Source organism: Sphingobacterium paramultivorum (assembly GCF_014109745.1).
GTDB classification, from domain to species: Bacteria; Bacteroidota; Bacteroidia; order Sphingobacteriales; family Sphingobacteriaceae; genus Sphingobacterium; species Sphingobacterium paramultivorum.
This window is the reverse complement of record NZ_CP058555.1, coordinates 3052383-3076981: the sequence shown is the minus strand read 5'-3', so window position 1 is coordinate 3076981 and position 24599 is coordinate 3052383. Positions and strand designations below refer to the sequence as shown.

22 protein-coding genes are annotated in these 24599 nt (G+C 38.7%); 7 read left to right on the top strand and 15 right to left on the bottom strand.

Annotated features, from left to right (window positions below; translation table 11 throughout):
* Positions 1 to 56: 56 nt before the first annotated feature.
* The 5 genes from HS960_RS13200 to HS960_RS13180 all read right to left on the bottom strand — a co-directional run bounded on the left by HS960_RS13200 (position 57) and on the right by HS960_RS13180 (position 6471).
* Positions 57 to 2792, bottom strand: coding sequence for a DNA gyrase/topoisomerase IV subunit A (locus HS960_RS13200; RefSeq protein WP_182332957.1), 2736 nt, complete (start codon positions 2790 to 2792; stop codon positions 57 to 59).
* Positions 2793 to 2935: 143 nt separating this feature from the next.
* The gene (locus HS960_RS13195; protein WP_182332955.1) at positions 2936 to 3484 is read right to left on the bottom strand and encodes a GNAT family N-acetyltransferase; all 549 of its coding nucleotides are present in this window, start codon (positions 3482 to 3484) and stop codon (positions 2936 to 2938) included.
* A 27-nt stretch (positions 3485 to 3511) separates the two neighbouring features.
* On the bottom strand, positions 3512 to 4189 hold the full coding sequence (locus tag HS960_RS13190) for an ABC transporter ATP-binding protein (protein ID WP_182332953.1): 678 nt from the start codon (positions 4187 to 4189) through the stop codon (positions 3512 to 3514).
* Positions 4186 to 5100, bottom strand: a complete 915-nt coding sequence (locus tag HS960_RS13185) for a hypothetical protein (RefSeq protein ID WP_182332951.1) — start codon at positions 5098 to 5100, stop codon at positions 4186 to 4188. The genes HS960_RS13190 and HS960_RS13185 overlap by 4 nt, the downstream gene beginning before the upstream one ends.
* Before the next feature lie 198 nt (positions 5101 to 5298).
* Entirely contained in the window at positions 5299 to 6471 is a 1173-nt protein-coding gene (locus HS960_RS13180; protein ID WP_182332949.1) for an MFS transporter, read from the bottom strand.
* A 332-nt stretch (positions 6472 to 6803) separates the two neighbouring features.
* Here HS960_RS13180 and HS960_RS13175 point away from each other — a divergent pair, with 332 nt between their 5' ends.
* A complete protein-coding gene (locus HS960_RS13175) occupies positions 6804 to 6974 on the top strand; it encodes a VOC family protein (protein ID WP_202883792.1) in 171 nt (56 codons plus the stop codon).
* 24 nt (positions 6975 to 6998) lie between these two features.
* On the opposite strand, the gene HS960_RS13170 is transcribed toward HS960_RS13175, so the two are convergent.
* Positions 6999 to 7748 carry a TrmH family RNA methyltransferase gene (locus HS960_RS13170; RefSeq protein WP_182332947.1) on the bottom strand — a complete coding sequence of 250 codons (750 nt, stop codon included), beginning with the start codon at positions 7746 to 7748 and terminating at the stop codon, positions 6999 to 7001.
* Positions 7749 to 7756: 8 nt separating this feature from the next.
* Here HS960_RS13170 and tamL point away from each other — a divergent pair, with 8 nt between their 5' ends.
* Positions 7757 to 10108, top strand: a complete 2352-nt coding sequence (gene tamL, locus HS960_RS13165) for a translocation and assembly module lipoprotein TamL (RefSeq protein ID WP_182332931.1) — start codon at positions 7757 to 7759, stop codon at positions 10106 to 10108.
* Positions 10109 to 10177: 69 nt separating this feature from the next.
* Here the strand turns inward: tamL and HS960_RS13160 are convergent, their stop codons facing one another.
* The 3 genes from HS960_RS13160 to HS960_RS13150 form a co-directional block, all read right to left on the bottom strand.
* Positions 10178 to 10705, bottom strand: a complete 528-nt coding sequence (locus HS960_RS13160) for a hypothetical protein (protein ID WP_075991705.1) — start codon at positions 10703 to 10705, stop codon at positions 10178 to 10180.
* A 273-nt stretch (positions 10706 to 10978) separates the two neighbouring features.
* Positions 10979 to 11425 carry a hypothetical protein gene (locus tag HS960_RS13155; protein ID WP_182332929.1) on the bottom strand — a complete coding sequence of 149 codons (447 nt, stop codon included), beginning with the start codon at positions 11423 to 11425 and terminating at the stop codon, positions 10979 to 10981.
* A gap of 49 nt (positions 11426 to 11474) precedes the next feature.
* Entirely contained in the window at positions 11475 to 12236 is a 762-nt protein-coding gene (locus HS960_RS13150) for a hypothetical protein (protein WP_228280325.1), read from the bottom strand.
* Positions 12237 to 12448: 212 nt separating this feature from the next.
* On the opposite strand from HS960_RS13150, the gene HS960_RS13145 reads away from it, so the two are divergent.
* Together HS960_RS13145 and HS960_RS13140 are read left to right on the top strand one after the other, a co-directional pair.
* A complete protein-coding gene (locus HS960_RS13145) occupies positions 12449 to 15559 on the top strand; it encodes a DUF6493 family protein (RefSeq protein WP_182332925.1) in 3111 nt (1036 codons plus the stop codon).
* Positions 15560 to 15563: 4 nt separating this feature from the next.
* Complete coding sequence (locus tag HS960_RS13140; protein ID WP_182332924.1) at positions 15564 to 16898, top strand: SWIM zinc finger family protein; 1335 nt, start codon at positions 15564 to 15566, stop codon at positions 16896 to 16898.
* Between the two features lie 108 nt (positions 16899 to 17006).
* Here HS960_RS13140 and HS960_RS13135 read toward each other — a convergent pair whose 3' ends face one another.
* The 3 genes from HS960_RS13135 to HS960_RS13125 form a co-directional block, all read right to left on the bottom strand.
* The gene (locus tag HS960_RS13135) at positions 17007 to 17417 is read right to left on the bottom strand and encodes a hypothetical protein (protein ID WP_182332922.1); all 411 of its coding nucleotides are present in this window, start codon (positions 17415 to 17417) and stop codon (positions 17007 to 17009) included.
* 154 nt (positions 17418 to 17571) lie between these two features.
* The gene (locus HS960_RS13130) at positions 17572 to 18357 is read right to left on the bottom strand and encodes an esterase/lipase family protein (protein ID WP_182332920.1); all 786 of its coding nucleotides are present in this window, start codon (positions 18355 to 18357) and stop codon (positions 17572 to 17574) included.
* Positions 18358 to 18450: 93 nt separating this feature from the next.
* The gene (locus HS960_RS13125) at positions 18451 to 19050 is read right to left on the bottom strand and encodes an SMI1/KNR4 family protein (protein WP_153844972.1); all 600 of its coding nucleotides are present in this window, start codon (positions 19048 to 19050) and stop codon (positions 18451 to 18453) included.
* 270 nt (positions 19051 to 19320) lie between these two features.
* Between HS960_RS13125 and HS960_RS13120 the strand changes: the two genes are divergently transcribed.
* Positions 19321 to 20334 carry a PDDEXK nuclease domain-containing protein gene (locus tag HS960_RS13120; protein WP_153844971.1) on the top strand — a complete coding sequence of 338 codons (1014 nt, stop codon included), beginning with the start codon at positions 19321 to 19323 and terminating at the stop codon, positions 20332 to 20334.
* A 167-nt stretch (positions 20335 to 20501) separates the two neighbouring features.
* A complete protein-coding gene (locus HS960_RS13115) occupies positions 20502 to 20762 on the top strand; it encodes a hypothetical protein (RefSeq protein WP_075991712.1) in 261 nt (86 codons plus the stop codon).
* Between the two features lie 175 nt (positions 20763 to 20937).
* Here HS960_RS13115 and HS960_RS13110 read toward each other — a convergent pair whose 3' ends face one another.
* On the bottom strand, positions 20938 to 21351 hold the full coding sequence (locus HS960_RS13110; protein WP_112374214.1) for a hypothetical protein: 414 nt from the start codon (positions 21349 to 21351) through the stop codon (positions 20938 to 20940).
* 67 nt (positions 21352 to 21418) lie between these two features.
* Complete coding sequence (locus tag HS960_RS13105) at positions 21419 to 22033, bottom strand: SprT family zinc-dependent metalloprotease (RefSeq protein WP_075991714.1); 615 nt, start codon at positions 22031 to 22033, stop codon at positions 21419 to 21421.
* A gap of 303 nt (positions 22034 to 22336) precedes the next feature.
* On the opposite strand from HS960_RS13105, the gene recN reads away from it, so the two are divergent.
* Complete coding sequence (gene recN, locus HS960_RS13100; protein WP_153844970.1) at positions 22337 to 23998, top strand: DNA repair protein RecN; 1662 nt, start codon at positions 22337 to 22339, stop codon at positions 23996 to 23998.
* 49 nt (positions 23999 to 24047) lie between these two features.
* On the opposite strand, the gene HS960_RS13095 is transcribed toward recN, so the two are convergent.
* Entirely contained in the window at positions 24048 to 24467 is a 420-nt protein-coding gene (locus HS960_RS13095) for a hypothetical protein (RefSeq protein WP_159729157.1), read from the bottom strand.
* Positions 24468 to 24599: the final 132 nt, after the last annotated feature.

The window sequence follows — 24599 nt, the reverse complement described above, 5'->3', positions numbered from 1 at the left end:
CTACACAAAAAAGGCTCGAATATTTATTCGAGCCTTTTTTGTGTATGGAATACGAATTAGAACATTTCCATCTGTCCTTTATCGTCGATTTGGATGTCATTTGGATTAGTGATTTCCAATTTGATATCGTCATTTTTATCGGTTGACTCTACCTCCTTCTCCTTCACGGAACTGTCCACCGCCGTTATGGTGCTATCAACCGTTGTTTCTGTGGTATCAGTACTCGTTTCGGCTGCTTTTTCTTTACCTTTTTGACTTAAATCTTCATCCACCGTTGTTAGCGTAACCGATTTTACGGTATGGAAAGAGAGGCGGTTTCCTTGTGCTTTTATTCCTTTTACGTCAATAATTTCAGTCAAAGGTTGATCAAGAGTTTCTTCCGTTTGGGATTTACCTTTTAAAATATCCAATTTGACCATCGGTTCAGCCGCATTACTCATCAATACCAATTTAGACCCCGCATCTTCATTAATAAAGGAAATACGTTTTCCAATAGGTTGATCGTCAAATTTAAAACGTTTGACAAAGTACGTTCCACTCTTGCCGTCCTGATGCACAACTGTATAGATATGGTCCGGGTAGTATTTTTCGATCCGGATCATTTTCTCGTCAAAGTGGTTGCTTAGATCAAAGTTTGACAATTCGTAACTACCGTCCGAAAGAACCACTAATATCTTGTCGTCGCCGTCAAACTCGCCAAGGTATTGGCCACGTTCATCTGCATTTAGACGTTTCATGATGGTATCGTACCATATTTTTCGTCCTGCCAGTGTGGAGACACCAGAGCTTTTAAAGCTGATTTTTTTGACGGGATATTTTGACACAATGTTTCCTTGTGAAGCACGGCCCTTGATTGCAATCTCGGCAAAGTCCATGTCAAAATTCAACTTGCGCAATTTTGTGTGCGGTTTAAGCTGTATATTAACGATCTCTGCTTCACCGTTTGGATTGGCTGTGAAATATAGGATTTTAGATCCTTTGGATCCTTTGGATACATCATATTCCTTATCCCGAGTGACACCTACCACAGAGAAACGTTTGATGTAACTGGTACCAGTTTCACCTTCTTTATAGATGGCATTATAGATTGTACGTTCATCACCTTTTTTGAAAACAGCAACGTGGATAATTCCTTTTCCAACGAATACTTTATCCTGGATTTTACTGACAACATACTTGCCATCCTCGCGGAATACAATAATATCGTCGATATCCGAGCAGTCGCATACAAACTCATCTTTCTTCATGCCTGAGCCAATAAATCCTTCCTCACGATTGACATATAGCTTGGCATTTGCTAGGGCAACTTGGGTCGCTTCTACTTTATCGAATATACGCAGTTCGGTTTTACGCTCGCGGTCTTTACTATATTTCTCACGCAATTTCTCAAACCATGCAATGGCATATTCTGTCAATTGACGTAGATGACGCTTGACTTCCTTGATCTCATTTTCGAGTGTTTTCATCATTTCGTCCGCTTTTTTAACGTCGAAACGTGTAATACTACTCATTGGTTTATCGATCAATTTTTTGTAATCTTCTGGTCGTATCTCGCGATAAAATTGATCGAAGAAAGGTTCAAACAAGCGATTCAGAACCTGCACCACGACCTCAAAGTCACCTGCATTTTCATAATCCGGATGTTTGTACATCCCCTCTTGAATAAATATTTTTAATAAACTACTGAAGAAGATTTTTTCTTGAAGATCGTTTAAACGAATCTCCAATTCTCGTTTCAATAAATTTTTGGTGTTTATTGTGTTTTCCGTTAGAATGTCATTGACACTCATAAAGTGAGGTTTCTCATCTTTGATAACACAAGTGTTAGGTGAGATAGAGACTTCACAGGCGGTAAAGGCATATAAGGCATCAATCGTTACATCAGGAGAAATTCCAGGAGCCAAATGCACAATGATCTCTACATTTCCTGCTGTATTGTCCTCGATTTTTTTGATCTTAATTTTTCCCTTATCGTTTGCTGTGACCACACTTTCAATCAGACCGCCCGTCGTGGTTCCAAATGGAATTTCTGTAATTGCGAGCGTCTTTTTGTCGCGTTCTTCAATTTTCGCACGTACACGGATTTTACCGCCACGTTGACCCTCATTATAATTTGAAACGTCGGCCATACCACCCGTAGGGAAATCTGGGAAGATATTCGGACGTTCACCGTGTAATACCTGAATAGATCCATCAATTAACTCAATGAAATTGTGCGGCATAATCTTGGTTGCTAAACCAACAGCAATACCTTCGGCACCTTGAGCCAATAATAATGGAAATTTTACCGGAAGTGTGACAGGTTCGCGATTCCGTCCATCATAACTCAATTGCCACTCAGTTGTTTCGGGATTGAAGACAACGTCATTTGCAAATTTGGATAATCTTCCCTCGATGTACCGTGGAGCAGCAGCAGAGTCGCCCGTAATTGGGAAGCCCCAGTTACCTTGACAGTCAATCAGGAGATCCTTTTGGCCCAATTGTACCATGGCATCACCGATAGAAGCATCACCATGTGGGTGATATTTCATCGTGTTACCAATGACGTTGGCAGCTTTATTATATCGTCCATCATCCATTTCCTTCAAGGAATGGAGGATACGACGTTGTACGGGTTTCAAACCGTCATTGATATGTGGAACGGCTCTGTCCAAGATAACATAGGATGCATAGTCCAAAAACCAGTTTTCGTATAGTCCTGATAAAGGTATCGTCTGACTTCCGTTTTCTGTTTTTCCTGATCCCAGCTCTTCTTGATTATCTTCCGTTGGGAAGTTCGTTTCGTCACTCATTTACTCAGCAATAGATTAAATTGTACAATACAGAAATGTTCGAAATAATATTTTATTCGAACGTGTAAAAATACAAAACCATTTTGTTTTATCCCAGTGAAACTATGAAAAGTTAAAAAAATTAGTTTTTAAAACTAATATAATTAGTTTGTTGATTGGTCAATGGCTAGATCATACCAATAACAGGGAATATTCCATAGATCGAAATGAAATTCTTCAGTTACTTGAAATCCTACTTTTTCCAAGACATGCCTTGATCCCAGATTTCCCGTATGTGTGATGGCATGTACTTCAAAATGGGTCAGCTGTTCGCTGTAATATTGCATGCAGGCTAGTGCGGCTTCTGTCGCATAGCCTTTTTCCCAAGATTCCGTTCTGAAACGATAACCAAGGTCTAAAAATCCAATACGTCCGTTCTCCAATTCGTCAATATACTTAAATCCCGTCCAGCCTATCCATTGATTGCTTGATTTCTCAATGACCCCTAGACGGCCTATACCGTATTTTTCATATTGTTGCTGAATATGTGCGATGGCTTTTTTCATTTCTTCAATAGATTGAACAGGTTCGTTATTCAGAAAGGTATGAACCTCCGGCTGTGAATCCATTGCGAAAAAATAAGCTGCATCATCCATCTGTATTGGACGGATAATTAAACGTTCAGTTTCCAGTATAGGTAAGTGTTTTTCCATATTGTTTATCTCAAGTGTTACGGCATGCTAAAGCCACAATTTGTCGATATCTTTTTGTAGTATTTTTTCTTTCATTTCCTCTTCAAAATCGCCGAACTGCTCTTTTTTTACAGATTTACTAATTCTGCCATTTTCGAGTACCAAGATTTCATCGCAGGTATCTTTTAGCGTAGAAAAGATATGGGACGAAATCAGGATCGTTTTACTCATTGCTTTTAAGCGAAGAATAATCTCCGTAAGAATAATGCTGCTTTGTAGATCGATGCCATTAAAAGGTTCGTCAAGGATATAATAATTATTGTCCTGAAGTAAAGTAGCTGTCAGGGCTAGTTTTTTTTTCATTCCCGTGGAATAGGCGCTGGCATACTCCTTTAAGGGCAACTCGAAAATATTTCTCTCACTGAGGTTTTTGATCTGTTTACCGCGTGCATCCGTCAGCAGATAAATATACTCTTCGCCGGTGAGCTTTGAAAGAAAATACGGATCCGAGGTAAGGTAACCTAAATTGTTTTTCAGCGGCTCTAAATCAGATTTTAAACTTCCCGAGGCGGTTTCTAGTCCAGCAATACAACGAAATAGCGTTGTCTTTCCAGCACCATTTTCACCGACGATACCATATACTTTTCCGCTATCAAAGAGGTAAGTAACCTCGTGGAGTACTTGATGCTGTCCAAAGGACTTATTGATATTCGCAAGCTCGATCATAAGTAATTTTTTAGATTGTTGATTGCTTTGATATAATAAAAAGGTAAGAGCGCTAGAATCAAAGGGTAAAAGCTAAAACAAAGTGCCAAAGCAAAACCTTCGGGGAAATTGATCTCCCGTGGGTAAGCGACGTATTTCAATGTGATTGCAAAAGGAAGTAAAAGTAATATTCCGCCCAATACAATACAGGCATTAAATAAATCCGATGGAAAGATTACAACATACAGAAAAAGAAGGGGCAGTACCAAGAGCAGACACTGTAAAATTCCCCTTTTAAACTTTCGCATCAGAAAGACTGTTGGTGTATGATGGTGATTCCAGAGGTAAAAAATAGGCTCCGGCAATTGATAATAGAAAACGCAGGTGAGCGCAATGCAAACGACGCAAAATAAAACAAGATTGGAATTGGCGACATAAAAACCGATTCCAGCCAATAGATACAATACAAGCAAAAGCAAGTAGCTCCGTCGGAACCCGATGATAAATTCAAAAGGTTTTTTTACGAAAGGTGTCGGAATAGATTTTACGAAAGCCCCAAATGTCAAAAATGCAAAAACAACAGCCAAAGTATCCAATAACAACGCATAGTGCCATTGGCTGTGGAGGAAAAGAATGACGAAGGACGGCAGCGTTAATAGGCCATTCTCAACTATTCTGATCTTGTGAAAATCTCGCTTACTGTATGTATTTTTGAGAAAGTCATTTCTGTTCTTTTCAGTGAGCAGAAACAGTGCTTGAAAATTACCAAGCAGTAGTGCATAACAACCAAAAAGCGGGTATTGAACCAAAGCATAATAAGCAAAATAACATAATCCAAACAACAGGAGAAAGGCGAGCCAAACAGGCAGTCCTGTAGCCCGAATATGCCGAGACAGTAAAGTATACTGAAGCTTTAAATAATTGCTTAACATGATAAATCAAACTTAGATAAATTACCTTTTATATGCAATATAATTGCGTGGCATATAAAAGCAAGTATTCGATTTTCTCTGTTCTTCTCGGTACTCGGATTACTGCGCAGTTTACTGATTTCTCCGCTATCCATTGAGAAACACATTTAAAGAGGAAATGAGGTTTGGTCCTGCATGAGTTTGCAAAAGCAATAAAGGCTAGTGGGCTTTGTGCTTTCTCTGCCAGCTCAGCATATAGGTCAGTGCCAGTAGCAAAACTACCGCATTGGCATACATAATGACTGGAATCCGGAGGATAACATCACTATAGTATAATCCAGCAAGCAGTGCGCCAAGCCCTATTCCAGCTTCAAGTGAGATATACATGGTTGCTACTGCCTTGCCCCGATGTTCAGGTAGGCTAAGGTCGATCGTCCAAGCATTGACGGCAGGGGAGAGTATACCTGTGCCCACGCCATAGATGCTTGCGCCGATCATCATTCCAATGAAACTATTGCCCATACCGATAGCAACGAGTGCAATAGCAATAATGACTATTCCGACAACAATGACTTTTGGTCTCCCGTAACGGTCCGAAACTTTGCCGGATACGAAACGTATCAGCACCGATGCGATTGTAAATGCCAGAAAAAATAGCCCTTTATTTTTAAGTCCCAGATATTCACTCCAATCGGGAATTAAAGTTAAAATGACTCCATAAGCGGTATAAGATAAAAACGTGACGATTCCAGCTGGAAGGGCACGCCATTCAATAATATCCTTGCGGTTTATTTTGAGCATGGAAAGATTGAATTTTTCTTTTTTCGCCAGTGTTTCTTTCATGTTAATGACGATAAGAATGGAGAGAAGTGCCATGAAAGAAGAGCAATAAAACATAACATTGATACCAAAGGCCTCGAAAATGGCACTCCCAATTGCTGGGCCAACAGCTGTACCGACGCTAAAAGCCAGTCCATGCATGCCAAGAGCCTCACCCCATCTTTTTTGAGGAACCAGATCGGCGACATACGCAGAAGTTGAGGTAGGTTTAAAACCGGTGGAAAAACCATGTATCAATCGTAAGAATAGGAAGCCCGCGACTGATGTTAAAATGGGATAAAGAAAACCACAGATGAAACAGACGATGGATCCAATTGCCATGACCGGTACACGTCCCCACCGATCGGTCAATTTACCACTAAAAGGCCGCGAAATTCCAGCAGTCAAAGTAAACAATGCTATGATTAGCCCTTTGTACTCCGCACCCCCCAAACTGCTCAGATAATTGGGTAGTTCCGGAATAATCATATTGAAACTAGAAGAAAATAGGAGCGAGCTTAAGCAAAGTAAAATAAATTGTAACGTATAGATGGATTTCTGTTCAGCGGGCATGGTGTAATTTTATCGTGTGTGAATATTCAAAAAAGAACATGGATAGCGGTATCGATCCGTCTTTCAATTGAACTGTTCAAATGTACAGTTTTTGGAGCGATTAAGCTTTTTCTTTTGACAAAAATTAATCGAATCTTTTAAACGAATAGAAAAATGTCGCGACGGGGCTTTTTCTCTATTAAAATTGATATTTTTGATGAAGATCAGTGTTTAAATATGGAAGGGTATAGAAATCTCAGGAGTATATTTTGAAATTCCTGTAACGAATATGGAAAGAGCTGTTCGGTTTTACAGCCAAACATTTAACTTTTCCTTTGAACGGGAAGAATTTGATGGAAATCATTTATTTCCATGTAGAAAATGTGATCGATACAATCGGGAAAGCGCTAGCGCTTGGGGGAAAAGAGTTATATTCAGCCACCTTTCATACCGACTTGGGCTTTGCCGTCGCAGAGATTGAAGATTTGGAAGGAAACAGGATTGGATTACATCAAAAGCTATAAGCGAAGTATCAAATTGAATCTGTTTTAGGTCAGTTTTTGTCTGGAAATCTCACTACAGAAGATCGTTGTTGCTACGGCTACATTCAATGATTCGGCTTGCCCTAGGCGTGGTATAGTGACAGCTTGATCGATCAAAGGTATTATTTCGTCGCTGATGCCATTTCCTTCGTTACCCATAACAATTAGCCCCTCATCAGCCCACACAGTCTGATAAATGGATTGACCATCAAGTAGGGCGCCATACACTTTCAATCCAGTAGCCGGAATAAAATCAGTTAAATCAGTATAGTGGATCTGCAGTCTTGCCAATGAGCCCATAGTTGCTTGCACTACTTTAGGATTGTAAGCGTCTACAGTGCCAATGGAACAGATAATATGTTCGATTCCAAACCACTCCGCCGTGCGGATAATTGTCCCTAGATTGCCTGGATCCTGCACATCATCGAGTACGAGGCTAAACTTATTTTTTAAATCACTTGATACAATTTTTTGCTGTAAAGGAAGTTTGACCAAAGCGAGTATACCTTGTGGCGATTTCAGTGCGCTAATCTTTTGGAATTCAGTTTCCGTTAGTTCATGGGATTTTATATTATGCGAGATTTTACCCACTTTTGTGTTGGCGTCGTCCGTGTAGAAAATAGACTCAACCTCATAACTTGATGAAATAAATTCCATCACGGATTTTATACCCTCAACGATAAACAGGCCGTGTTGTTTTCTATACTTTTTATTTTGTAGAGACGTTATTAGACTGATTTGCGCTTTTGACAACATTTTTATTGATGATTAAGTATACTCGTTTTATCGGATTTGCAAGTATAACGCTTTTAGTGTTATTTTTTGCATCATGCCGGTCTTCAAAATATCTTGACGATGACCAAGCTCTGGTTACAAAAGTACAGATTTCTGGTGTCACCCCTGCATTGAAAGAATCATCCGAAACGTATATTTCCAATCAAATAAGACCTAATTCAAGGGTAAATCTATTCATTTACAATACGTTCAATACTAAAAACGGACGCTATAAAACCAAGAAAATTCGGAATGTCGGTGAACCACCTCATTTGCTGGATTCGGCAATGGTGGATTTGTCTGCCAATCAAATCCGGCGTTTTCTATTTTCAAAAGGTTACTTTAAAGCTAAGGTCGAACCTACGATTTCAGTTTCCAAAAAGAGAGCACATATCGATTTTAAAGTGGATGAAGGTGTTCCTTATCAAGTTAGAAATATAGATCGAAAATTTGAGGATGAAGATATAAAGGCAATATTTGAACGGGAGGTACTTCCTAAAACTTCCGTAAAATCCAATACTCAGTACGATGCCGCAAAGTTGCTTGATGAGCGGGAGAAACTTTATGTTTCGATGCGTAACAATGGGTATTACGATTATGTAAGGCAATATATGCGTGCTGGGGTCGATTCAACTATCGATGGAGCTTTGATTGACTTGAAAATTAATGTCGAAAATCCATCTGACTCTACGATACATAAAAAGTATCAAATAGACAGTGTTTATATGACGATAAGGAATTATGGAACAATGTCGAAGAAGGAGCCACGTCGTATCCTAGATTCTGCAAAACGTCTTTTATTTGTTGATGAAACGAATAGTTTCAGGTGGAAACCTTTGGAACGCTATATGTATTTACGCTCAGGTCAGTACTATTCCTTGCGGGAGGAAAATAAATCCTATGACCGATTGTACGAGATGAATGGTTTTCGTTCTGTCAAAATGCAGTTTGTCAAAAAAGATTCCAATAAACTAGATGTGCACTATGATTTCGTTCCAAGACCTCGTATGGGAAACCAGATAGAGGGGGAGTATACCTTTAGTTCAGGTATGAGCGGATTTAATATTGGAAATACATTCTCACAACGTAATATCTTTGGTGGTTCGGAGCAATTGGAAGTGAAATTACGTTATGGTGTATTGTTTGATCCGCGTTTAGCAGGAGGGCTTTCCAGTAAAATATTCAATAACGATTTTCAAGCGGGCGTAAATTTGGTTATTCCTCGTCTGATGGTGCCCTTTCATATTAATCCAGGGGGGAAGTTTGGTTTGCCCAAAACGACCTACTCGATGACATTGCAGTTGTTCGATCAAGATAAAACCTATTCAAACCGCTATTTTATCACATCGCTGAATTACTCTTGGTATGAAACAGAAAATAAGTACCATAGTTTTACGCCTATCGTTTTGGAGTATCGGGATGGACGCTTGGATTCCAATTTTCGGAACAAGCTTGTACAGGAAGGCTACCAGCTGTATGTACGTAGCAACGATCGCCAGTATTTTGGTTTAGGAACACAATATACCTTTATCCTGAATGGCAAGAAATTGAATAGCAAGGAGGATTTTCAATATTTCAGAGGAACATTGGACGTGAGTGGAAACGTGCTGGACCTTATTAGCTCCTTGGCAAAATTGCCCAAGAATGCTGATGGTGAGAAAAAAATATTTGGTGTGCCCTTTCTTCAATACGCCAAGACAGAATTTGATTATCGTTTATACCGAAATCTTGGTGGAAATAGGCAGTTTGTCTTCCGTTTTAATCCAGGGATAGCGATTCCTTATGGTAATAACTCTAAACTGTTGATTTTTGAAAAGAGCTTTTATAGTGGGGGGATGAATGGTATACGCGCTTGGCAGGCACGTACCCTGGGACCAGGTGCCTATAACCGGCAGAGTCTTAGTGAGGATTTGCGTTTAAACCTGCGTAACTTGGATCAGTTGGGGGAGATTAAGCTGGAAGCGAATGCGGAGTATCGATTCAGATTACTTAATAACTTCCTGGGCGCAAAGATGAATGGAGCGACATTTGTGGATATGGGAAATGTTTGGCGACTGAAGAAGGATGAAGAACTAAATCCGGGTGGAGAGTTTAAATTCAATAAATTCCTTGGGCAAGTCGCCATCGGTACCGGTTTCGGACTTCGTTTCGATTCGGACTATTTTGTGATTCGCTTAGATGCCGGGCTTAAACTAAAAGATCCACAATTCTCAGGTGCTGATCAATGGGTTATCAAGCACTTCTTTGATTCCAAGGAATTTAAGGCACAATATTATGAAACCCATAGACCCGACAGATACAATTTTATTCAATACAATTTTGGAATCGGTATGCCGTTCTAATGTACAATCGTTTTGTTATGATTTACTTTGATCACATCAATTGATGTGATTTCCCAAGAGATTGTGTTGTCAACCGATGAGATTTTTGAGACTTGAAAATATAGATTCAAAAATTTTACTCAAGTCTAAACCCTGTGAATGGTTGAATAAAAAGAAAACTATAGCCAGTGCGATCGCTGTCATAATCACTTTTTTAAACATATAAGCTATTCCTAATACAATGGCCGGAATAATCAAAAACATCAATCCGCTAATGGCAAAAGGAGAGAGTCCGCTATCGCTCTTATAGATATAAAATAAGCGACCTTTGGAAGTTTGTTGATTCTTATGGCTAAAGAATACAAATGTTGATGACTCAATTTTCTGATTAGGGACAGCGACACCCTCATGAAATTGTAGTGCTTGCGAGAAACCATTGATTGTAAATAGGTAATTGCCATGGATGTTTTCATTGGTGTTTCCAAGTGAATCCAATGCAACTACAGCTAATTTTCCATTTTTGGAAAGGTTTTCTTTTACGATAAAGTTTTGGATATTTTGCTCTTGAGCAGCCGCCCAAAAAGGTATCAGTAATAGAAAAAATATAATCTTTTTCATCGTTTTATTTTTATTCAACTCGCTATTTCCCTTTTTAGGGCCTATTTCCGTAGCGTCAATATCGTTTGGAAGATCAGTAGCATTAATATGCTGAATCCGATTTCCTTGAAATGAGACTGCAATTTTAGGGATTTTAATTTTCTTTTGAAAATCTTTAACTATACGAATGTTGAAACCTTTGTAAATAGGCTCGAGGGTTTTTCATTATTCCTCAGAAGAAGGTATTATCTCCTGCTTCAGTTAACCCTCCTTTTATTTTCTTCTATGGGTAAATTAAGTATTATCCTCGTTGGGTAAAGCATACGAATTGCTTTTATCTGTGTCTTTTGTTAAGATCATATTTTGGAAATATCTAATTTCAGGCTCCCCCAAAAACTTGTTTATTTTTCCCATCGTTTGATCATCGCACCAGTTACCGTTCTGATCTTGGACTTGTAGTACCCATTTATAAGGTCGTTTGTTGTTGGAAAATTCCTTTATCCTAATAACCCCAAATAAGGCATAGGTAATCTGATTTAACATTTCATCTATTTCCTCTTCTGTATTATCAGAATGCCAATGGAAGTGGTCAAAAAAGAGCATATTTTCTCTTACGTCAATACATAATGTAATATCAAAGCCCTGAGTGGGAGTGCCTAATATTTGAAGTTCGTTCGCGTTTGGTCTTCGGTATGAGATTTCAGGGTGTTTTGTTAGTTCATCTATAATATTTTGGTCCATCGTAATGTTGGATTATTCACTTATAAAATAGGCTAATTTCCAGAAAAATTTAGTTCTTTGAAAGTTCTTGGATCAATTGCAATTTCACTGCGTCATTTAGAATACCTTTTGGATCATCAATAGTTATTTTTCCAAGGATATCTTTCTTGACGGAAGCCCGATTTCCTTTATTGTCACTCGCATCATAATTTCCTAAAATATCCTTTCTAACTGAAACTCGATTTCCGCTATTGTCTTCAATCGTTTTACCCCCTAGAATATCAGTTCTCACTGTGGTACGTTGACCATTGCTATTTTCGATAGTGAGATTATCAAGAATATCTTTTGTTATCCGGCTTGAATTACCTTTGTTGTCTCGAATTTCCAGATTTCCTAAAATATCTTTGGATATCGTTGAGCTATTACCTTGATTATCTCGGATGTCGAGATCTCCAGAAATATTTTTTGATACAGTTTTTACATTTCCTTTTTCATCATGTATTTCTAAATTACCGTGTATATTTTTTAAAACTGTAGATGAACTTCTGTCTAGATCGGGGATATCAAAATCGCCGCTGCTATTTTTTCTGGTAGTAGTTTTATCTCCATTCTCATCTTTTACAACAATATTTCCTGAAAAATCTTCTTTTATGGTCAGTTTAATACCACTCTTATTGACAGTTGTATATTCACCCAGGCTACCCCGTCTAAATTTAATGGTATTTCTCCATGTGTCTGAAAGAACAACTTCTCCCCAGCTATCGGTTTCTATTTTTATGGAGTTTTTATCTAGCCCATCTGAAATTGCCATTTTAATCATGTACTTTTTCATATTATTAGAAGGGGGATCGGACCATATTCGGGTATACTCTTCCGCTGTTGAAATTTTGGCTTCTGACGTTAAAGTAACTAATAGTAGTGAAAAACTGAATAGGAAATATATACGCATGATCTGTCTGTGATTTAATGTCAATATACGTTTTTTTCTCTACTTTCGTTATATTTAAACAGTAAGCGAAATAATTGATATTACAGTTATAAATAATGTTTAAGCACTTAAAATACATAGACGGTACATCGGATAAATTTTGGGAAATACAAACAGCGGGAGCAACTCATACAGTCACCTATGGACGGAACGGTACCGCTGGACAAAGTAAAAGTAAAACCTTTGATTCCGAGGAAGCCTGTCTTAAAGATGCAGATAAATTAATTGCAGAGAAGACCAAAAAGGGCTATTCTGAAGATGGTGCTGTAGATGCAGACAGCAAGGATAAAGGATCCGCTGTTCGACAGCCAACGGCTGCCAGCCAGCGAAAAGAAGAAGCGGTAGCAGCTCTGAAGTTGCTTATTAAAGAGGCAAGGACGGAAGATATCATCCCTTTTCTGGAAGAATATTCCAGTGGCAACCTGGAAATTTTAAAAAAAGAAATTCGTGTAGCCAAACGATATTGGGTCGACTACAGTGATCTCTCCAAAGATCCTGAATTTAAAAATAAGACGCAGTACAACTGGGGGACACGGGGTACGAAGGAGCAACAACGTACAGTAAAATTACTGGCGCTCGCCACATTTTCCGGCTCCGATGCCGGCAATTGGGATATTTTTTATGAACTTTTGAACCAGGCTCGGAGCAAGGAGGTGATACAGATCCTTGCCTATGCGAAGCCCAATTGGTTGGGCGGATATTTATTACAGTTAGTTCGTAAAAATGAGTGGCAGCAGATTAATTACGACAATCTCCGTTTTTTGGAGAGAATGGGGCATGTTGATTTTGAACCGGAGCTTTATGCAAGTTCAATTTCTGGGTTTAATAATTATGAATCCAAAAAGTTTTTTGAGCTGCTGACAACAGATGAATTGACGATCCAGCGGGATATTCCTCTGGTATTTGAATATGAAACGGGCGTTCATAGTAGGTATTGGGACTATAACTATCAGAATGTAGTCAATGAACTGTTATGGGATAGAGTGTTCGATACGTTGTTGGAAAACGGAAAAATTGATCCGGTACTCATCATCACTGGAGCGCTCGAAGCTCAAACCAAAAATTGGAATAATAATCTAAAAAGCTATTTCAGAAAGCTTATTGAGCGGATGAAGCTTTCCGAGAATACAGTTATTGAATATCAGCAACAGTTTTTCCCTTTATTGCATGCTGAGCATAGTGCTGTGGTCAATTTTGTGGTTGAGTATTTAAAACCATTCTTAGCGCATCGTGATTTCCAGTTACAGGAATTTTTAGATTGGGCCGAACCTATCTTTATGCGGAGTGATATTAAGACAAGTCTTAAAACTCTTTTGATTCAATTTGATAAGCTATTGAAACAAAAACCGGAATGGCGGGAGCGATTTGTTTCCCTGGCTGCGGATCTATTTATGATTTCGGACCTACAGTTACAGGAAAGAGCAAGTAAATTCATCTTAAAAAATCAGACAGAGCCTTCAGAAGAACTTTCCGGTAAGCTTCAGTTATATAAAGCCCAAATGATGGGTTCAGTGGCTGTTGACCTGAAGCATCTTTTGCAAGAGGATGGATATTCTGAAGCCGAAATCCTAGCAGAGCTGAATGGTCAATCTTCAGAGCAATATATTTATCAGCCAACAGAAGTTCGTTACCTGAACGAAGCTTATGACTATCCACAGACCTGGAACGAGTTATTTTTCAAGGTAGGGGAGGTAATCGGAGGTTCCGACCCCATTCAGGTGGAGATCCTAATGAATGCCTGGGTGCAACAGACAGCTGTTTTTCCCTCAGACTATCAGATCCAGCTGGAGCCTTATATAAAACAGCTAACAGGAGCTTATCGCGAATCTTCCTGGTACAATCATTTCTCAGGGACCTTCATTAATATGTATTATAAACCCACGGTAGTATATAAAGATAAGGATCGGTATCACAATTACTCCAAATGGGTCAGTCTCATGGGCAGCCAATTGGAGCTATTGCAACGTTATCGGATTGATGGTATCCGCCTGCCACTTTTGAGTCTGCCGACACATCGACCATTTTGGATCGCGCCGACGATTCTCGTTAAGCGTATTTTGGCTTACCAGGAAGCAGGAGTGAGAATCAATTTATTGGATTTGTCTATAGCACTGAGCCGTACTGTCCGTGAAGATCTGGAAGGAATTGAAGTACTGATAAAACAAATAAAGGAACAGCAGGTACAGGATGTGATCAGCTATGCCCTAGGTTTGAATCCGATGAAGGTTCAGCAGCAATCTTGGGTTAGAAATTTATTGTCTTCCAAAGATTCCGATCAGTTCAATTGGATTGGTGTATGGGCTACAGTGGCGCGCACGCATCATCGTGATACCTATTTTGAAGAATTTAACAAAGAGCCTTTGGCGGATATTCCTTTCGCTGGACAGCCATTCCGTCCGGTCTTGAAAATAGAACCGACCTATTATAACGGTTATAACTATACGACTAGAAAATCCGAGCAGGTATATAACGGAGATAAGCTCACCTATCATTTCCCCCCATACAAGCTAGGAACGGATACCTTTTTGTATCACAAAGATATTTTCAACCGTGGGAACGATGTTTTATTGTCTTATTATTTATATAGGGCAGATGTCCCTTATATGCATAGTTTGATGCCACAGAATACAGAAAGTCTTTCTATGTTTTTAACGATGGGGCTGAATAGCAAAAGCGATATCGGTGGAAAGTCTTCGGCAGCCTATCTGCAAGAGATGCTGTACGATTTTTTCCGTTTTGATCAACAGTCCAATCTATATCTGGCAACTTCGCTCTTCAATAAAGAGAAGGAGGTGCGCGCGATGGCTGTTGAAGTCATCTTGGCTGCAGTTAACGAAAATAGATTGGACACCACTGTATTAGGTGAACAATTGGGAATGTTGCTGAGCAATGGGTATGGTCCGATTGGCCGTTGTATTGAAGTGTTGGAGCAATGTCGCGATATATCTTCGAAGCATAACAATGCTTTGTTGCAGCTATTGGATGCGGCTTTTGCGCATTACATCATTGCTGAAAAAATGCCGACCAATTTTAAGAAAATCGTCGAATATTATTACGATTTGATGAACAAGGAACAATATCATTTTCCGGATGATCTTCAACAGGTTTTTGAGAAGCTGGAAATATATAAGAGTTTACAATCCATTTTGAAAAAAATAAGAAAATAACAATATGGCAGAGCAAGATTTAGCGATTAGCTATGCAAGAAATTCACAACTGACCCAACAATCGGGCATACAGCAATTGGTATTGGCACATCAGTCGGAATTGGCAGAAATCGCCAACGTACCTTGTTTCTTTTGGGGGAGTTTGACGGATCCTTTACTGACATCCAAATGTTTGTTGACCTTGTCGAAAGTAGTGCAGTCAAGTTTTGGTCCCGTACCTCCGAGTTTACGGGATCCTATCGTTTCTGCTGGTACCAATCAGATTCGTTTTGAGGGCTTTTCTTCCTGTAATGGTGTTTATGCACGCCTGGATTTATTGGAAGATGCTATTGATGGGGAGTTTATTACGAGTGGTACAACCAATGTGGATTTCAATGAGCCGATGCTCAATGCGTTAAATGCTGTCAAGAAAACCGAAAAGATGGTGTTGGGAGTAGGAAGCAATGAGGTTGCCATTAGTACCGATAAGGCTAAAGTGACCGAAAAGAAAGTGACTTTGCCCCCGCGTTGGATCAAAGGGCTGACTTCGGTCCAATTATATTTGGCAGGTATGGAGTTACAGTTTGAATTAAATAAAATTCAGCTTATCCAATTATTTCAGGGCATTCCGAAAGGGAATGTGAAGGGGGAATTTTATCTGACGAAAAGGGCTAACCGGTTTGTGTTTTCCCCTATAAGTACAGGTGATGCGGTGCGTATTGGTGGTTTACAGCGGTTGCGTTTATTGGAGGGATTGCTGACTTACGCAGATAAGTTGTTTGTTTATCAGGAAAAAGGAGGTGAAAGTGCAGCTTTTGTTGCCGACTTTGGTAAAATGAGACTGACTCTTGCGTTGTCACCAGATAGTTATCGCGGATTTTCGGGCGAAGGTAATGTATTGGAAAATATGATTAAGGCCGTTCCGGATGAATGGATACATGCGGTCAACGGATTACTTAAATCCAACGAGTTATTTGATCCAACAATGCTTTCAATTGAGCATGATGTCGACTTTGATACGATGGACACGCTATCAGCATCATTGTCTTCTATTGGGTTGCTTGGTTATGATTTGCATAGCCATCAGCACTATTATAGACGATTACCGTTTAAGATGGAACGTATCTTGGCATTGAACCCAAGGCTAAAAAATGCTAAAAAACTTGTTGCGACAGCAGGTGTACAATTTGTTAAGAATACAACGGATTATATTGAAGCTAGAGTGGATGGATCAGGTGTGCAACATACCGTCATTATACAGGGCGACAAGCATCAATGTACCTGCAATTGGTTTACCAATCATCAGGGAAAAAGAGGGTTATGCAAACATATACTTGCCGTCAAGATGTTGAATGGCTAACCTGTTTGTTGCTTCATACTTTACTTGCTGCGAAGTATGAAGTAACAAAATATAGGGGCACATATTTAAAAGTAAAGCGATAGGAGGTTTGACCTGTTCTGTGTTGAACTAGTCTAAGATCTCTTCGTATGTCAATGTGTTTTTATGATTGGATACACAGATTTTTATAAATGTTGGAGTGATGCCTTTGCCATTTGGACGATACATGGAATAAGTATAGGAATCATTGTCATGATAATTGGCGCGTAGCGTGTCACCTTCATATCTGTCTACCGCGGAGCTATGAACTTCTATTCTTTCATCCATTTTGTCACTCCAAGTTCGTTGATCGATAAAAGATTGTTTGTCTTTTTCGGAAATAGATAGTTCAAATTGATGTGTGTAATCTCTTAAGCCACCACTTTGATTGGAAATAATTTTAAAATCATCGTTTAGCGTGATATGGTGTTCGCTGAGTAGTTGTCTTGCATCAGATTTAGAGAATAATAGATCATCAAATAGTAGGTATAGCGTGAGCATAAGAAAAGGCAATATTAAAACAATCGAGACGATAGTTCCCAACTTTTTACGGCCAGATTTTTTTAGGATCGAGTACATTAAATAGATGAATAGGCCTGGGATGCCAAACCATATCAAAAAAATTAGCGCGTATAGCGTATACATTTGTTAATCGTTATAATCCTAAAGCTCCTAATCCACTAATAATGTCTAAGTAGATTTGTGGTATATGTACATTCCCAATATTGTTACGGGTGATATCGGTAATACCAGCATGCGAAATACCCTGGGAAGCATGTATATGTTTAAAGTTGGCTCCCCACACTGCACTTTCTAATGGGACCATCCCATCATTTTTACCTGCCAGTCCCGTCAGGTATTTAAAACTCAATGCGTACAATAAATCATCCTGTGGCTTATTCATTGTCGAAGCAAAGCTCTGATAAAATACATTGTCCATATTGGGGTTGAGCTGGTTGAAAGCACGCATTTTTTTTACACTGAGATCTCGGATTAATTCGATTGGGGCGGGAGATTGCCCTCCAAATAAGAAAGAAATACGTTGGATCAGTTTTTTTGTAACAGAAACCCCGGATAGATGTTTTTCCATTAGATAATCTGCTATTGGTGTTCCTAAGTGTGGCGTGGATATTGTGCTTAAGGAGGCCACCATTTGATGGCCTTTTAGCGTTGAAATAAAATAGCGGGCGTCGATCCCACCTTTAGAATGCGCGATGAGATTAAATTTAGTGACACCTGTTTTTTCTGCAAGATCTGACAGATTTCTTTTCAGCATCTGTGCATTGTTAGCAACGGTGCCCCATCCATCGGTCTTACCATAAAAAAATGAAATATTGTTTTTTTTGAAAGTCTTGGGAATCCTGCCCCAAAACAAACTACTATCTCCAGCTGCGGTACCATGGATCAATATAATAGGATATCTTAATTTAAAGGCATTCATTGGTTTTTTTATACGTTTTAATCCATCCAATAGATTTTTTAAATTAGCTTTATCGCATTTATAAACTAGGGAAAAACCACTATTTCGATGCTATTACATATTTTCTTCATCAATAAAATTGCAACCAGTATTGATCAGTAGCTGGAGATACGCATCGAAACTATCCGCTATGACACGAAACTCATCAGGGTCATGCACGAAACGTACAATTTGTCCTTTTTTACCTTTTCCGGAGGGGCTGAAGTCAACAAATAATTGAGAAGTTCCGCCGTTATTCATACAATCGGAAAAATGAAGCCATTTTAAGTCCGTTGATTTATCAGTAATCTTGTTGTCGATCTCTACATGATCGTATTTTCGGTCAATATAGTCAGCATAATAGGTGTGCGCAATATGTTGATTATCTACCATCTCCTTAGATGATAGCAGATAATAAGGATACTCATTTAAGTCAGACCCCAAAAAGAAAAAGGCAATTTCTTCATCGGCATAAGTCCTCCAATAAGTCCCATCGACATATTCGAGCAAATCGACCAGTCCCTGGGGGATTGCTGGAAAAGCTTCTTGAAGTTTCTTAATATCTGTTTTGCTTGCACCATGTTTAATCTTTTCAAAATGATTCCAGGTTTCTTCGTTACCATTGTCATAGTATGCTTTCTTTAAACCAGATAAATAATTGTCAGCTATTTTCATTTACTTTTCTTCTTGTCAGTGAAGTTAGCCAAACTTTATGATAGAATAAAAGTAAATTCTCGCGTATCTCCTATTCTGTTGATTTTAAAAAGGAACTGAAATTTAAAAGTATAGAAAAGAATCATTTTAGCCAATAATTCTTGAAGACTAGGATAATTAAATCTGATGTGATAGGGAATTATTGTTTGCTAAAATATTTAGTATTTAAATTATTTATAGTTATCTTTGTATTGTTCACTTACAGAAGTAATACCAAGAAAATAAACAATTATGTTGTCCGATCAAACTTTAGTATCCGATATAAAGGCAATTATTGCGCAGTCCAAAGATAATGCGATTCGTGCGGTCGATCATCAGCGCACATTAATGTACTGGCACATAGGCAAACGTATTTTTGAGCAGGAACAGGAAGGCAAGGATCGAGCTGATTATGGAAAATACATCATTAAATATCTTTCAGCAGAGTTACAGCCTGAGTTTGGAAGTGGTTTTTCATCTAGACAGTTAAATTGGTACCGTCAGTTTTATCGCACATTTCCAATTGTGTCTACACTGTGGACGCAATTGAGCTGGAGCCAATACAAGCTACTTTTAAGTCTTAGGAGCGAAGAACAACGTGAGTTTTATATCGCCGAGACCATTAAGAATAACTGGACAGTCCGGCAGCTTGAGCGGCAGATCAATACGAATCTATACGAACGCCTGTTGCTTAGCAACGATAAGGAAAGTGTGTTGGCTGTAGCGAAAAAGGAAAAGATGCCTTCCGATGCGAAGGAGATTATCAAAGATCCGATGGTGCTGGAATTTTTGGGTTTGAAACGGGAAAGCGCTTACTATGAGAAAGATCTTGAGGGCGCCATTATTGCCCATCTTCAAGAGTTCTTATTAGAATTAGGGAATGGCTTTTCATTTGTCGCTAGACAAAAACGTATTCATATCGAAGGCGATGAGTTTTTTGTCGATTTGGTCTTTTACAACCGTTTGTTGCAAAGTTTTGTGATCATTGAAATTAAAACCCATAAATTAACGCATCAGGACATTGGTCAATTGCAGATGTATGTCAATTACTATGACCGTATTGAAAAGCTTCCGCATGAACATCCGACGGTTGGTATCTTGCTATGTGCGAGTAAAAACGACGCGGTCGTCAAATTTACGCTTCCTGAAGATCAAAAACAGATTGTTGCAAGTCAATACGACCTTTATCTACCGACAGAGCAACAGTTGCTGGATGAGGTGAATAAAGAGTTGAATAGTTTTGTAGGTAAAAGTGACGCTGAGTAGAACTTTCAAGTGTTTGTATGGCGCCATTTAAGGGAATTTTAAACGCGCTAAACCGAGTTAATTTATAAGTATTGGGAGATGAAAGCCCTGTGTTTCCGCTTTTTTCATTTTTATTTTTCTAACATAGATTATTTTGTACATTTGTATCGAATAAAATCGAAATTGAAATGGCAGAAACTGTACAACCAAGAGGTCCAAAGACAACTGATAATAATGCGAACCAAACTCATTACTACAAAACATTGGTAGTAGCGATCGCTTTAGGTTTAATAGGTACATTTATCCGTTTTGTACCGGATGTATGTGCGGCAATGGGTCAACAAACTTTTTTGTTTTCCGCGATAGCTAACATCTCCATGATCGTAGGTGCACTTATCGCATTCAAAACCGTTTTCGGAATTTTGGGATTTGGAAAAAACCGTGACTAATTAAAAGTCAACTAAGATATTTGAAAGCCCCAGTTTACTGGGGCTTTTTTATTTTAATCCTTTTTTCGAACTCAGTTCATCGTGGACGATCCCGTCCCGTTATGCTTCTATGATCTACAAGGTACAAAAAAAGGCCTCACGATCGTGAGGCCTTTTCTTGTATGATTATCGCAGACTACGCGAAAAGTGACCAAGTAGACCAAGGAATACGAGCAAGGATTAAAATCAAACCGATGATATAGAAAATAACAACCGTTTGGTTTGCTTTTTTTGCATTTTCAATCTTTTTAGCTTTAGAGTAACCAATTGTGATCAATACAATAGCAATGATCATGGTTAATGGGTGTTCGATGATTTTAAAACGTAATGTCGGATCTTTCATTACGGCGCCAGAGATCATCGATGGATACTTTAAATAAAAGAATAAGATCAATCCCACCAATAATTGAATATGCGATGCGATAAAACCCAATAAAGCAATTTTACGGTTGTACGGTTTGTTGCCTAAATAGTTTGATAGGGTGATCACGATCGATATCACCAGGGCTAGCAATAATACAATTGCTATAGTCGAGTGTAAGTGTAACATAAAAGCTCTCTTTAATTGTTTCCTAAGTTAGCAAAGATAAAAATATAATGAATGTATTTGTCAAAAATCATTGTTCTAGCAGAAATACCTCCGCTATTGGATTGAATAGGTACATGCGTTTGCTGTTTAATTCCATGCACTTATAGCGTTTTCTTATCTTTTCAATGCGTTGAAATGAACGACCATTTTTTAGTTTAAAGAAATGGCCATCCTCCAAAGATTCCACCGTAAGGGCACTGGTTTTGACGGTATCGTATGATTTTAAGGTGCGAAACAGGTGAAGGTCCGTGCAGCTTGAAGCCGCGGGGTTTTCCATGTAGCGATGAATGGCACTGCTAATATCGATTGGAAAAATATTCAATTTAAGGAAGGGCTCCATCAGTTCCTTGAAATTATTTTTCCACTCAGTACCATGTGGCTTGACACGATGTTGGTGTTTGTTCCAGGTTTGTAAATGGGCAAATTCATGGATCGTCGTAATCAGAAATGAATAGGAATTTAAGTCATGGTTGACTGAGATGCGGTGTGGGCTTCCTTTAAACGGTGCACGGTAATCTCCTAGTTTGGTACTCCTTGAACGAGAGATCTTAAATAAGCAGCGGGTATGATTAATCCAGTTGGATATAATCGGCGCAGCTTCTTCAGGCATGTATTTTTTAAGCGTAGCACTATAATCTTGCATGCCATAAAAATAGGGATTTATTCATGTCAATAGTGCTAAATGAGAACATTCTTTTGTAAAAAATAAAATCTATTTACTAAAAATAGTAGTTTTTAATTTGGAAAAATGATATTATTTTTAGTATTTAGTGCCTGAGAATATTAAAAGTGGGCATGTTATTAAAGCAGAGTAGCTGTTTTTTTTAAATAAAATATATTGAAATCGCCTGAGTTTTAGGTAAATTACCTACAGAAAGGTTCATGAAACATAGGATCCGATTGAGGAACGGTATTTCCTCTAAACTGTAATTAGACCTTCAAGAATATGCTAGATACCTTACATATTAGAAATTATGCGCTCATCAACGAATTGGAAATCCAATTTGATAAAGGTTTGAATATGATTACCGGTGAAACCGGTGCCGGTAAATCTATTATCATGGGAGCATTATCGTTGATCTTAGGAAATAGAGCAGAGGGCAAGCATTTTTTCGACCCAACCAAGAAATGTGTGATTGAAGGGGAATTTAAAATTGGTTCTTACCAGCTACTTCGTTTTTTTGAGGAAAATGATCTCGATTACGCGGACCACACGATTATTCGAAGAGAAATATCTCCCGATGGTAAATCCCGGGCATTTATTAATGATTCTCCCGTCACCCTGGCTATCCTTAAAGCTTTAGGCGAGCAGTTGATTGATGTGCATTCTCAACATGCAACATTGCAGATTAATACAGAAGATTTTCAGTTTTTGGTAGTGGATAGTGTAGCAGGCTCTTTTGGACTGAAGCAAAGCTATCGAGAGAGCTTCTTCGCTTATAAGAAAGCAAAAAAAGAACTCGAAGAATTTAAGGATCTGGTAAAAAAAGCTGCAATAGAACAAGATTATTTTCAGTTTCAATTTGATGAACTTGACGCCGCCCGATTGGTAGCAGATGAACAGGGACAACTCGAAGTACAACAGCGACAATTGGAAAATGCAGAGGATATCAAGCGTGCACTAACTGGGGCATCACATCTTTTGGAAAACGAAGATACAGCAGTTTTAAGCCGTTTAAAAGAGACGATGAGCCAGGTGGAAGGCATTGCTTCATTTCTGCCTGAGGCTGCAGATTTGGCTACGCGATTAAAGAGCACTTGGATTGAGCTGAAGGATGTCGCAGCAGAGCTGAGCTCACTTGAGGAGGATACCCAAATCGACGAAGGAACTTTATTGGAAATCAATGAGCGCTTGAGCTTATTGTATTCCTTACAGAAAAAACATCATGTGGACTCCGTTGATGAGCTGATCAAATTACGTGATGATCTTGAATCCAAACTGTTTGCTATAAATTCTTCGGATGAGCAATTGGAGCGATTGGAAAAAGAGGTTGTGGCTAAATTAGCCATTGCCCAGAAAAACGCAAAGGAACTATCAGCAGCCAGAAGAAAGGTACTGGAGATGATCGCAAAGGATGCGCAAGCGACCTTGTCAAATGTAGGTATGCCGAATGCACGACTTCAAATTAATCTTGAACCATTAAAGGAGGGGGATATGCGGGAATCGGGGATGGATTCAATACAGTTTTTATTTTCGGCCAATAAAGGACAGGCATTGCAATCCATTCATAAGGTTGCATCCGGAGGAGAGCTTTCTCGCGTGATGTTGGCCATTAAATCCTTAGTTGCTAAAACTTCTGCATTACCTACTATTATTTTTGATGAGATCGATACAGGAATCTCTGGAGAGGTAGCGTTGCGTGTGGGGGAGGTAATGGAAAGTCTAGCGGAGAATATGCAGGTTATTGCTATTTCCCATTTGCCCCAAATTGCAGCTAAAGGTGCTGCGCATTATAAAGTATATAAGGAAGATAAAGCCAATCGAACCATATCTAATATTGTTCGATTAGATCAAGAGGGGAGAGTCAAGGAAATTGCTCAGATGCTCAGTGGTACCAATCCCACAGATGCAGCACTGGAACATGCGGAGTTGTTACTGAAAGGATAGTTATTAAATATAAAAAAAGGTCTTAGAGATTTTCTAAGACCTTTTTTTATTAGTTTCCACCGTTATCGGCATCCGTTAATGTTACTTTTACTAACATATTGGTCGGACGGACTGGTTTATTGTCGCTACCCACATAATCAGCATAGAGATATACTTTACCAATTTTATACTCCACACGATAATTGTAAGGGCCAATAGCTGAAGGAATGTTAATGAAATAATTTGGATCATTATCAAATGATACAGCTACTCCCACATGTCCGTAGTCGAAATATTTTGCATCTAGTTCGGGAAAGTCCAATTCATTTGAGAAAGAATATCCAGTATTATCAACTCCCCAAGAAGAAGATACCACCTTCGTATTAAAAGTTACTCCCGGTAAATAGTTTGTAACGTATTCTTTCTTACAAGAAGAAAATGAAACCAAGGCTGCGGTTCCAATTAATGCTGCTAATAAAAGTCTTTTCATATTGTTCGTGTTATTTGTGACATTTTTTTATTATAGGACGATAAAATAGTGCGAAAGTTTAACGCCAAATTTATATACAACAAAAAATGCACCATAAAGGTGCATTTTATTGAAATTATTTTTAAAGATAGC

Bases quoted from the DNA above. Each gene is read 5' to 3' on its own strand.
- HS960_RS13190 (WP_182332953.1), bottom strand. From the start codon at position 4,189: ATGATCGAGCTTGCGAATATCAATAAGTCCTTTGGACAGCATCAAGTA.
- HS960_RS13105 (WP_075991714.1), bottom strand. From the start codon at position 22,033: ATGCAAGATTATAGTGCTACGCTTAAAAAATACATGCCTGAAGAAGCT.
- HS960_RS13150 (WP_228280325.1), bottom strand. From the start codon at position 12,236: ATGAAAAAGTACATGATTAAAATGGCAATTTCAGATGGGCTAGATAAA.
- HS960_RS13115 (WP_075991712.1), top strand. From the start codon at position 20,502: ATGGCAGAAACTGTACAACCAAGAGGTCCAAAGACAACTGATAATAAT.
- HS960_RS13175 (WP_202883792.1), top strand. From the start codon at position 6,804: ATGGAAATCATTTATTTCCATGTAGAAAATGTGATCGATACAATCGGG.
- HS960_RS13095 (WP_159729157.1), bottom strand. From the start codon at position 24,467: ATGAAAAGACTTTTATTAGCAGCATTAATTGGAACCGCAGCCTTGGTT.
- HS960_RS13180 (WP_182332949.1), bottom strand. From the start codon at position 6,471: ATGCCCGCTGAACAGAAATCCATCTATACGTTACAATTTATTTTACTT.
- HS960_RS13140 (WP_182332924.1), top strand. From the start codon at position 15,564: ATGGCAGAGCAAGATTTAGCGATTAGCTATGCAAGAAATTCACAACTG.
- HS960_RS13155 (WP_182332929.1), bottom strand. From the start codon at position 11,425: ATGGACCAAAATATTATAGATGAACTAACAAAACACCCTGAAATCTCA.
- recN (WP_153844970.1), top strand. From the start codon at position 22,337: ATGCTAGATACCTTACATATTAGAAATTATGCGCTCATCAACGAATTG.
- HS960_RS13110 (WP_112374214.1), bottom strand. From the start codon at position 21,351: ATGTTACACTTACACTCGACTATAGCAATTGTATTATTGCTAGCCCTG.
- HS960_RS13160 (WP_075991705.1), bottom strand. From the start codon at position 10,705: ATGAAAAAGATTATATTTTTTCTATTACTGATACCTTTTTGGGCGGCT.
- HS960_RS13135 (WP_182332922.1), bottom strand. From the start codon at position 17,417: ATGCTCACGCTATACCTACTATTTGATGATCTATTATTCTCTAAATCT.
- tamL (WP_182332931.1), top strand. From the start codon at position 7,757: ATGATTAAGTATACTCGTTTTATCGGATTTGCAAGTATAACGCTTTTA.
- HS960_RS13130 (WP_182332920.1), bottom strand. From the start codon at position 18,357: ATGAATGCCTTTAAATTAAGATATCCTATTATATTGATCCATGGTACC.
- HS960_RS13185 (WP_182332951.1), bottom strand. From the start codon at position 5,100: ATGTTAAGCAATTATTTAAAGCTTCAGTATACTTTACTGTCTCGGCAT.
- HS960_RS13120 (WP_153844971.1), top strand. From the start codon at position 19,321: ATGTTGTCCGATCAAACTTTAGTATCCGATATAAAGGCAATTATTGCG.
- HS960_RS13195 (WP_182332955.1), bottom strand. From the start codon at position 3,484: ATGGAAAAACACTTACCTATACTGGAAACTGAACGTTTAATTATCCGT.
- HS960_RS13145 (WP_182332925.1), top strand. From the start codon at position 12,449: ATGTTTAAGCACTTAAAATACATAGACGGTACATCGGATAAATTTTGG.
- HS960_RS13125 (WP_153844972.1), bottom strand. From the start codon at position 19,050: ATGAAAATAGCTGACAATTATTTATCTGGTTTAAAGAAAGCATACTAT.
- HS960_RS13200 (WP_182332957.1), bottom strand. From the start codon at position 2,792: ATGAGTGACGAAACGAACTTCCCAACGGAAGATAATCAAGAAGAGCTG.
- HS960_RS13170 (WP_182332947.1), bottom strand. From the start codon at position 7,748: ATGTTGTCAAAAGCGCAAATCAGTCTAATAACGTCTCTACAAAATAAA.